Below are 8,787 nucleotides of genomic sequence, written 5' to 3'. Positions count from 1 at the left end.
GCCAAGCTGCAAAATGCCAACCTCGTGGTGGCGACACCCGGTCGTTTGCTTGACCTGCAACGCTCCATGCAAATCAAACTGGACCAAGTTCAGTTCCTGGTGGTTGACGAAGCCGACCGTATGTTGGATCTGGGCTTCTCAGATGACCTGGCTGACATCAATCAGCTGACCATTGGCCGCAAGCAAACCATGATGTTCAGTGCCACCTTTGCACCGCGCATTCAGCAACTTGCAACCCGAGTGATGCGCGAGCCACAACGTTTGCAAATCGACAGCCCACAAGAAAAACATCAGAACATCAGCCAGAAACTGTTCTGGGCTGACAACGCGCAGCACAAACGCAAATTGCTGGACCACTGGTTGCGCGACACCACCATCAACCAAGCCATTGTTTTTGCCAGCACCCAAATCGAGTGCGATGGCTTGGCTAACGACTTGCAACAAGAAGGCTTCTCTGCTGTCGCTTTGCACGGTGCGTTGAGCCAGGGCTTGCGTAACCGCCGTTTGATGGCACTGCGTCAAGGTCAGGTGCAAATTTTGGTGGCAACGGACGTGGCCGCTCGCGGTATTGACGTGCCCACCGTGACCCACGTGTTCAACTTCGGCTTGCCGATGAAAGCTGAAGATTACACCCACCGCATTGGCCGTACTGGTCGTGCCGGACGTGACGGTATTGCCGTGACTTTTGCTGAATTCCGCGATCGTCGCAAGATCATGGACATCGAGTTCCATAGCCACCACCAGTTCAAGGGTGAGACCATTCCTGGAATGGAACCTCAGCAACGTTTCCCTGACTCACGTCCTAACAGTTTCGCGGGAACCGGTAGTCGTGGTGGTAACGACAACCACTCCCGTGGTGGCAATTTTGGCGGCGGCGGCGGTGGCGGTCGTTCCGGCGGTTTCGGTGCAAGCCGTGGTGGTTTCAATGACCGTAACTCCGGTGCCCCGCGTGATGCGGGTGGCGGTGGCTATCAAAACAATGGCGGTGGTGGATTCGGTGGACAGCCTGAAGGCCGTAGCTACGAACGCAAGGGCGGTTTCAACGACCGTTTTGCCGGTGCCCGCAATGACGGCCCTGCGCCACGTGGTGATTTTGGCGCCCGTAACGACGGTGGTGCACCCCGTGGTGATTTCGGTGCTCCCCGTGGCGACTTTGGTGCGCCTCCTCGCGGCGACTTCGGTGCCCGCAAGCCCGCATTTGGCAAGCCTTCTTTCGCCAAACCCGGCAACGGTGGTAAAGTTTTTGTGCCTCGTGATGCTAAAAAATGGCCTGGCAAGTCAGACCGCTGAGTAAGTTAAATTAATAAAAAAGCCCACAAGTTAATTCTTGTGGGCTTTTTTTTGCCAAGTGATTTACTGGGCGCCGTCATCTTCTGAGCAGTAAGAAAACAATCAAAAAAACGGTGACGGCAATGACTACTATTAATATGGGGTGGCTTTTTGCCTCTTCGGGCGGTTTGATGTCTGAATCAATCGACATCAAAGTTGAAGGAATGGTCGTATCTGTTTCCATATCTACATCTTTCAGGTTGCCGACTCTGCGGTTCGGTTAGATTGATTCTAGTCAATTCTGCGCCTCGATTTGGTGCGCATGTCACGCCTTTGATCCAGCCTTCCAATGCCAGGCACTTGACTTAAACTTAATCAAATATCCCAAGAGAGAAACTATATGGCTGGTCCTACTACTGAATTTTGGCAAAATCGCTTTGAAAAAAATGAAACCGGTTGGGATCGCGGCAGTCCAAGCCCTCAGTTATTGGAATGGTTAGACAGTGGAGAACTAAAACCATGTCGCATTGCCGTGCCTGGTTGTGGTACAGGGTGGGAGGTGGCCGAGTTAGCTCGTCGCGGCTTTGATGTCGTCGGTATTGACTACACCGCAGCGGCTGTTGAAATAACGCAGGCGCTCGTCAATTCGCAGGGCCTAAAGGCAGAAGTTATTCAAGCTGACGTGCTGACCTATCGCCCGGAAAAGAAGTTTGACGCTGTTTACGAGCAAACCTGCCTCTGTGCTATTCATCCAGAGCACTGGTTTGAGTATGCGCAACAATTAAATCAGTGGCTTCAACCAGGCGGTGGGTTGTGGGTGCTTTATATGCAGATGATTCGGTCGACTTCCAGTGAGGAGGGTTTTATTGTTGGCCCCCCCTACCATTGCGACATCAATGCGATGCGTGCTTTGTTTCCGGAAAAATCCTGGGCCTGGCCCAAGCCGCCGTACACCAAAGTGGGGCATCCCAATTTGGCGCATGAACTGGCTGTCCGGGTCATTCGCCGATAGAGTTGGCTGATTGGTTCAGTGGTTCACCCACTGCTGAATTTTTTGACTTGATTGTGATGATGTCTTGTCTGTGCTGCTGATAGTCGAAGCCGACAAGTCATGTAATTCCGTGGCGGCAAATATGCCCACAACGGCAGAAAGAATTGATAAAACAACGGTCACAAAAACTGTTTTCATTTCATACCCTCCAAGTTTTGTTACCAGTTGAGATGCAAAATTAGTGCCAATTACGTCGGCCACGAGATTCATCTCCATAACCGTAGTTCATTTCAATCTCGACTGGTTGGTAGTAGGGTCTTACATAGCGACCTCGGTAAACAGGCTGTGCCACCACCATATTGGGTGCTTGTTCGTACGAGGGTTGGGTGTAAGTCGCAGAGTTGTTCGGCACCGTTTGTGCCGCGCTTGCGCCTACCGGGGTGACTTGAAGTTGAATCGATGGACCAGGGTCATGGGGCATTTGCAAGGAATATTGCTTGCCCGCATACTCGTAAACCACGTTATAGGCGACAGGTCGGTTTTCATAAAATGTCTGAGTGGAACAACGTTGCACGTTTTGAAGTTGCGCCATGGGTGCGCCCTCGACCCGGTCACCCACAATGGCACCGCCAAAAATGCCAATCATGGTCGCAGCCGCTTTGCCCGCTCCGCCACCGACTGCGTTGCCCATGGCACCCCCTGCAATCGCACCCATGAGGGCGCCCGCCCCAGACTTGGGCTGCTGCACAGCCACTTGCTCGGTGGTGCAGACCTGTCGGGGCACGCTGAACTGTTGAATGATGGGCGTTGAAGAAATGACGCGTCCAACTTCCTGGGCTAGGCAAAGCCCGCTTGTGACAACAACTACTGATAAAAGAATAATTTTTTTCATGAGATTACTTTCAAGTTTTTCTTGACTTAAATCATGATCGCTTTGCGGTTCAGCTTTGTGCCAGTTCAGTGAAGTATGGGTAAAGACTGTGACACACATGACTCTCGGTTGCATAGGGCAAGGTCCGTAAAATCAGTTTTTTCGTAGCGATCGCGATTACTCCCAAAGGATTCCAATAATGCAAAAAAAGTCGGTTTATGTTCTAGCCAGTGTGATGTTTCTTGCCGTATTGGTCATTGGCTCATGGCAGTATTTTTCTGATAAGGAATCCAATGATTCGCAAGTTGCTTCGGTTGATCGAACTGCGCTGATTCGTCCGCACTCGCCAAGTCTGGGCAAGGAAGAATCGGCCGTTGTCATCGTTGAGTTTTTTGATCCAGCCTGCGACACATGCCGCATTTTTTACCCGCAGGTGAAGCAACTCATGGAGGCACATCCAGGCAGAATTCGGTTGGTGATGCGCTATGCACCTTTTCATAAAGGTTCAGACAAAGTAGTGGCCGTATTAGAAGCGGCACGTCGCCAAGGAAAGTTCTGGCCGACACTTGAGGCCCTGCTAAATAGCCAGGAGGATTGGGCGTCGAACCATACGGCCAAAATTGAACTGGTGTGGAATCATCTGAATGGCGTGGGTCTGAATATGGAACAGTTGGCGTTCGATATGACGGCCCCCGATCTCCAGCAGGTTATCGCGCAAGATATGAGTGACGCAAACACTTTGGGTGTGTCCCAGACACCTGAGTACTTCGTGAATGGAAAGCCGCTGCCTTCTTTTGGCTTCGATCAGTTGAAACTGCTTGTGGCGAATGAGCTCGCAAGGACACGCTGAATGCTTTCAGTCAATTGAATCTGGCCGTGAATCATCCTCGCAACACCTTTGAGGATAAGTCAAGAAAAATGGACGATTTCACTGACGACTTCGTTGATATTTTGACCGGAATGTAAAAAGCCTGCTATCCAATGAATAGCAGGCTTTCTATGCCCCGTAAGGCTTTATTGGTGGGATGTGCGGGGGTCGAACCCACGACAAACGGATTAAAAGTCCGCTGCTCTACCAACTGAGCTAACATCCCGAAAAATTTCCATCAGCCAATATTCTGGCAATGGCATCACTAAATAAAAAAGCCTGCTATTTATTTTTAGCAGGCTATCTATATCCCGTAACGCTTTAAGTGGTGGGTCCTGACAGATTCGAACTGTCGACCTACGGATTAAGAGTCCGCTGCTCTACCAACTGAGCTAAGAACCCACTTTTCGAAAAACGTTTGGAGTTAAAAACTGGATTGAAATCAGAGCCCTGACCTCAACTGTTTGTAAGTCTTAATAACTAAATTCAGACCACCTAACCAAGTCAAAAATTATAGCAGTAGTTTTATTCAACTCATGCCGTTTCGGCTGGCTAACTCCACGAATAAGCCCGCTTGATCAAGGTCGGTCAAGCCGTGTTCTATGCCGTCGCTGTAGAGCTTCTCAAACAGTTGAGTCACCGGGGCGTCAAAGCCGATGGCTTGTGCCGTGGCGAGGGCGTTGCGCAAGTCTTTGAGTTGCACTGACATGCGCCCGTGCGGCGTGAAATCGCGGTCCACCATGCGTTGTCCGTGCACTTGCAGAATGCGGCTATCGGCAAAACCACCGGTGATGGCCTCCTTGACTTTGGCCATGCTGGCGCCGCCTTTTTCGCACAACAACAAGGCTTCTGCAACGGCGCCGATGGTGATGCCGACAATCATTTGGTTGGCCAATTTTGCGAGTTGCCCGGTGCCATGAGGCCCGACGTGGGTGGATCGGCCAAACACCTTGAACACCCTTTGTGCACGCTCAAAATCTGCGGCTTTACCGCCCACCATGATGGCCAGCGTGCCTTGCTCCGCCCCCAGCGTGCCGCCAGATACAGGGGCATCCAGATGGGCGATGCCGATTTCGCTCAGACGCGCCGCGTGGTCGCGGGCCTCGCTGGGCTGGATGGATGACATATCGATCACCAAAGCGTCCGGTTGCAGGGCTTTATCGACACCCTGAGCAAACAAAACGTCACCCACAACCATGCCGTTTTCAAGCAGGCAGATCACGACATCGGCAGATTTAACCGCGTCAGCTGCTTGTGCGCAAACCGTTGCGCCAAATGGGATAAGTCTTTCAGCCTTAGCTTGCGTGCGGTTCCAAGCGTGGACCGTATGTCCGGCATCACACAGTCGTCTGGCCATGAGATAGCCCATCATTCCGATACCAAGTACTGCAATTTTCATCGTTGCTCCCAAAACCAAAGAATAACGCGTATCTCACTGAAACCCATAACGCTAATAGGCGATTTACTGTCGATGGGCTGACGAACTTGCGGGCCTATGACAAGATCAGCTCATGAATAAATCAAAGGGTGAGACGCTGGATCGTCTCTACAACAACCGAGCTCGGGTGCCCGGCTTTGCAGCGCATTTCGCGCATTGGGCCGAAACGTCCGAGTTGGTGCGTCAAACGCAGTCTTGTTTACTCGATGTGGCCTATGGCGACGGACCTAGCGAGACGCTGGATATTTTTCCGGCTGATTGCGACCCGGCACCGGTGTTGGTTTTTTTACACGGCGGTTATTGGCGTTCGCTGGACAAAGCGGATCACTCGTTTATTGCACCTGCATTTGCCCAGGCGGGCGTTTGTGTTGTGATCCCCAACTATGCCTTGTGCCCCGAAGTGAGCATTCCCGACATCGTTATGCAAATGGTCAAGGCCTTGGCCTGGACTTATCGGCATATTGAAAAATTCGGCGGCGATCCCCATCGCATCACGGTGGTGGGGCACTCGGCTGGGGGTCACTTGGCGGCCATGATGCTGGCGTGCCTGTGGCCGCACTATGCTGAAGATTTACCGGCACATTTGGTAAAAAATGCGCTGACCATTTCTGGTGTGTACGCATTGGAGGCCATCAGGCAAACACCATTTCTGCAAGAGTCGCTTCAGCTTACTTCTGCCCAAGTCCAACAAGCCAGCCCGGCATGGCTTCCTTCCCCCGGAGTTTCAGAGGGCAGGGGTGTTTTGTATACCGTGGTGGGGGGTGAGGAAAGTTCAGCATTTTTGCAGCACAACCACTTGATCCGACAGTCTTGGGGTGTGACGGTGGTGCCTGTGTGTGAGGTGCTCACCGGTCTCAATCACTTCAGCATTCTGGAAGCTTTGATTGAGCCGGGTCACCGCCTGAATGCGCTGGCGACCCGCTTGCTAATGGGCTAGCCGCAGGCTCTCACAGTGTCCGCATTACATTAAAAGGTGTTCACCGGCGTTGTCACCTCCGAGGGTGACGTAGTTGACCTTGCGAATATCCATCAGTTTTTTGCCACCTGAGTAGCTGATGGAGCTTTGCACGTCCTGTTCCATCTCGATCAGGGTCTCAGACAGTTTGCCTTTGATGGGTTCCAGAATGCGTTTGCCTTCGACGTGTTTGTACTCGCCCTTGTTGAAGTCGCTGGCCGAACCGTAGTATTCCTTGTACAACTTGCCGTCCACTTCCACAGTCTTGCCGGGGCTTTCCTCGTGGCCGGCCAGCATCGAGCCGATCATCACCATCGTGGCGCCAAAGCGGATGGATTTGGCAATGTCGCCGTGCTCACGGATGCCGCCATCGGCAATGATCGGCTTGGTCGCCACGCGGGCGCACCACTTGACGGCGCTCAACTGCCAGCCACCAGTGCCAAATCCGGTTTTGAGCTTGGTGATGCAGACCTTGCCGGGGCCGATGCCCACTTTGGTGGCGTCGGCGCCCCAGTTTTCGAGGTCAATCACGGCCTCGGGCGTGGCCACGTTGCCAGCGATGATGAAGGCTGCGGGCATTTTGGCCTTCAGGTACTCGATCATGTTCTTGACGCTGTCGGCGTGGCCGTGCGCAATGTCGATCGTGATGTATTCCGGCACCAAACCAAGCGCAAGCAATTGGTCCACCGTGTCGTAATCCGGCTTTTTGACGCCCAGAGAGATGGATGCGTAAAGACCCTTGGCGACCATGTCTTTGACGAACTGAACATTGTCCAGGTCGAAGCGGTGCATCACGTAAAAGTAGCCGTTTTCAGCGAGCCAGACGCAGGTAGCTTCACTCACCACGGTCTTCATGTTGGCGGGGACGACGGGGATGCGAAAACGGCGCTTGCCCAGTTCTACGCTGGCGTCGCATTCAGAGCGGCTCTCCACGCGGCATTTGCGGGGCAGTAAAAGAATGTTGTCGTAATCAAAAATTTCCATGGTCCGGACTCCTGCTTCATTTAAGTAGATAGAAGAGCGCTTGGACTGGACCCGGCTTCAAAAAAAAACCGGGCCTCAATTGCTTGGGCCCGGTGATTGATTCTATAGGGTTTATTCGGTAGCTGAAGGTTCTGGCGCCCTGCAAACCGATTGGGCGGCACTCAAAATACGGCCCTTGGCATCCTGCACCCAGCCGACCACGCGCAGACGTTCAGGTACGGCTCCTGGCGGGATGCTCAAGGGACGGGTTTCCTGAAAAATGACATACTCATCTTTTGATAGCTGCTTGCGCAGGTAGTACGGGGGCTGGAGCACGTTTCGAACAATATTTCGTTCAGCAGGTGTGCCCTCGGTGTCGGCGGGAATGGTTTCGATCAGCACCAGCCAGGCGCTCAAATTCTCCGGGTGACGCGGCTGGGTGGACGTTTTGAATAACAGCGAGGCCCCGATGTAACCTCCCAACACCATGCCATTCGCCACGCGCAGTTGCCAGGATCGTTTCTGGCCAACAGGGGTGCGCAAGGTCAACGTACTGTTTGGCGCGGCTTGCCCCAGTGACGACAGGCGCTGTAAGGCATCCCGGCTGGCCGCCGCCGACAGGGGCGCTTCATCGCACTGCGCGCTGGGCACAATCCAGTCCAGCGTCAGCGACTGCGCGGCGGGTGCCTCGGCGGGCGCCGTACGCCAGCAGGTGTCGCAGTCCGCGCTGATGAAGCGCTCCACCAGCGTCACGGGCGTCGCTTGGCCATCGCTGGCGCAAAACGATTGGGCCGCAACACCCGAGGTGAAAACGGCGCTCAGGAACATGACCAGCAAGAGAGATTTCATCCGGGGCTTTCTACAATCACAGGATGTTCTCAGAAAATACCCCAGACCGCTTGCAAGACTCCTCACTCTTGCACAACCTCAACCTCAACCCCGAACAACGCGCCGCCGTCACCTTGCCGGCCGAACATGCGCTGATTCTGGCCGGGGCCGGTTCCGGCAAAACCCGGGTGCTCACCACCCGCATTGCCTGGTTGCTGCAAACCGGGCAGGTGTCGCCCGGTGGGGTGCTGGCCGTGACCTTTACCAACAAGGCCGCCAAAGAGCTGATGACGCGCCTGACCAGCATGCTGCCGGTCAATGTGCATGGCATGTGGATTGGCACGTTTCACGGCCTGTGCAACCGGTTTTTGCGCGCCCATTACAAAATCGCCAACCTGCCGCAGAGCTTCCAGATTCTCGATACCCAGGACCAACTCTCCAGCATCAAGCGGCTTTACAAGCAGTTCAAGTTGGATGATGAACGCTTTCCACCGAAGCAAATGCAGTGGTTCATTGGCAGCTGCAAAGAAGATGGTTTGCGCGCCAACATGGTCGAAGTGCGTGACGAAGAAACCCGCAAAAAAGTCGAGATTTACCAGCTCTA

At 53.6% G+C, this 8,787-nt stretch carries 11 protein-coding genes and 2 tRNA genes; 5 read left to right on the top strand and 8 right to left on the bottom strand.

Translation table 11 applies throughout. The features are described from left to right. On the top strand, window positions 1-1,290 hold a 1,290-nt coding region (locus tag WCG50_RS15345; RefSeq protein ID WP_336900475.1), incomplete at its 5' end, for a DEAD/DEAH box helicase. A gap of 76 nt (window positions 1,291-1,366) precedes the next feature. Here the strand turns inward: WCG50_RS15345 and WCG50_RS15340 are convergent. Beyond that, window positions 1,367-1,513, bottom strand: coding sequence for a hypothetical protein (locus WCG50_RS15340; protein ID WP_336900474.1), 147 nt, complete (start codon window positions 1,511-1,513; stop codon window positions 1,367-1,369). A gap of 156 nt (window positions 1,514-1,669) precedes the next feature. Between WCG50_RS15340 and WCG50_RS15335 the strand changes: the two genes are divergently transcribed. After that, complete coding sequence (locus WCG50_RS15335) at window positions 1,670-2,281, top strand: methyltransferase domain-containing protein (protein ID WP_336900473.1); 612 nt, start codon at window positions 1,670-1,672, stop codon at window positions 2,279-2,281. 15 nt (window positions 2,282-2,296) lie between these two features. Here the strand turns inward: WCG50_RS15335 and WCG50_RS15330 are convergent, their stop codons facing one another. Together WCG50_RS15330 and WCG50_RS15325 are read right to left on the bottom strand one after the other, a co-directional pair. After that, on the bottom strand, window positions 2,297-2,521 hold the full coding sequence (locus tag WCG50_RS15330; RefSeq protein ID WP_336900472.1) for a hypothetical protein: 225 nt from the start codon (window positions 2,519-2,521) through the stop codon (window positions 2,297-2,299). Then, complete coding sequence (locus WCG50_RS15325) at window positions 2,499-3,152, bottom strand: hypothetical protein (protein ID WP_336900471.1); 654 nt, start codon at window positions 3,150-3,152, stop codon at window positions 2,499-2,501. The genes WCG50_RS15330 and WCG50_RS15325 overlap by 23 nt, the downstream gene beginning before the upstream one ends. Before the next feature lie 178 nt (window positions 3,153-3,330). Here WCG50_RS15325 and WCG50_RS15320 point away from each other — a divergent pair, with 178 nt between their 5' ends. Beyond that, entirely contained in the window at window positions 3,331-3,981 is a 651-nt protein-coding gene (locus tag WCG50_RS15320) for a thioredoxin domain-containing protein (RefSeq protein ID WP_336900470.1), read from the top strand. Window positions 3,982-4,149: 168 nt separating this feature from the next. Here WCG50_RS15320 and WCG50_RS15315 read toward each other — a convergent pair. From WCG50_RS15315 to WCG50_RS15305, 3 genes are all read right to left on the bottom strand, one after another. After that, window positions 4,150-4,225: transfer RNA gene (locus tag WCG50_RS15315), tRNA-Lys, on the bottom strand. A gap of 100 nt (window positions 4,226-4,325) precedes the next feature. Further along, window positions 4,326-4,401, bottom strand: a tRNA-Lys gene (locus WCG50_RS15310). Between the two features lie 127 nt (window positions 4,402-4,528). Next, window positions 4,529-5,398, bottom strand: coding sequence for an NAD(P)-dependent oxidoreductase (locus WCG50_RS15305; protein WP_336900469.1), 870 nt, complete (start codon window positions 5,396-5,398; stop codon window positions 4,529-4,531). Window positions 5,399-5,510: 112 nt separating this feature from the next. Here WCG50_RS15305 and WCG50_RS15300 point away from each other — a divergent pair, with 112 nt between their 5' ends. Then, window positions 5,511-6,374 (top strand): alpha/beta hydrolase, encoded by an 864-nt coding sequence (locus tag WCG50_RS15300; protein WP_336900468.1) that lies wholly within the window; start codon window positions 5,511-5,513, stop codon window positions 6,372-6,374. Between the two features lie 24 nt (window positions 6,375-6,398). Here the strand turns inward: WCG50_RS15300 and WCG50_RS15295 are convergent, their stop codons facing one another. Both WCG50_RS15295 and WCG50_RS15290 read right to left on the bottom strand, forming a co-directional pair. Further along, window positions 6,399-7,376 carry a GMP reductase gene (locus WCG50_RS15295; protein ID WP_336900467.1) on the bottom strand — a complete coding sequence of 326 codons (978 nt, stop codon included), beginning with the start codon at window positions 7,374-7,376 and terminating at the stop codon, window positions 6,399-6,401. A 111-nt stretch (window positions 7,377-7,487) separates the two neighbouring features. Continuing rightward, window positions 7,488-8,204, bottom strand: coding sequence for a hypothetical protein (locus tag WCG50_RS15290; protein ID WP_336900466.1), 717 nt, complete (start codon window positions 8,202-8,204; stop codon window positions 7,488-7,490). Window positions 8,205-8,227: 23 nt separating this feature from the next. Here WCG50_RS15290 and WCG50_RS15285 point away from each other — a divergent pair. Beyond that, window positions 8,228-8,787: UvrD-helicase domain-containing protein (locus WCG50_RS15285; RefSeq protein WP_336900465.1), on the top strand; the 560-nt coding region annotated here is incomplete at its 3' end.

This window comes from Rhodoferax sp., from assembly GCF_037143375.1.
Classification (GTDB): Bacteria; Pseudomonadota; Gammaproteobacteria; order Burkholderiales; family Burkholderiaceae_C; genus Rhodoferax.
This window is presented reverse-complemented; position numbering and strand designations above follow the sequence as displayed.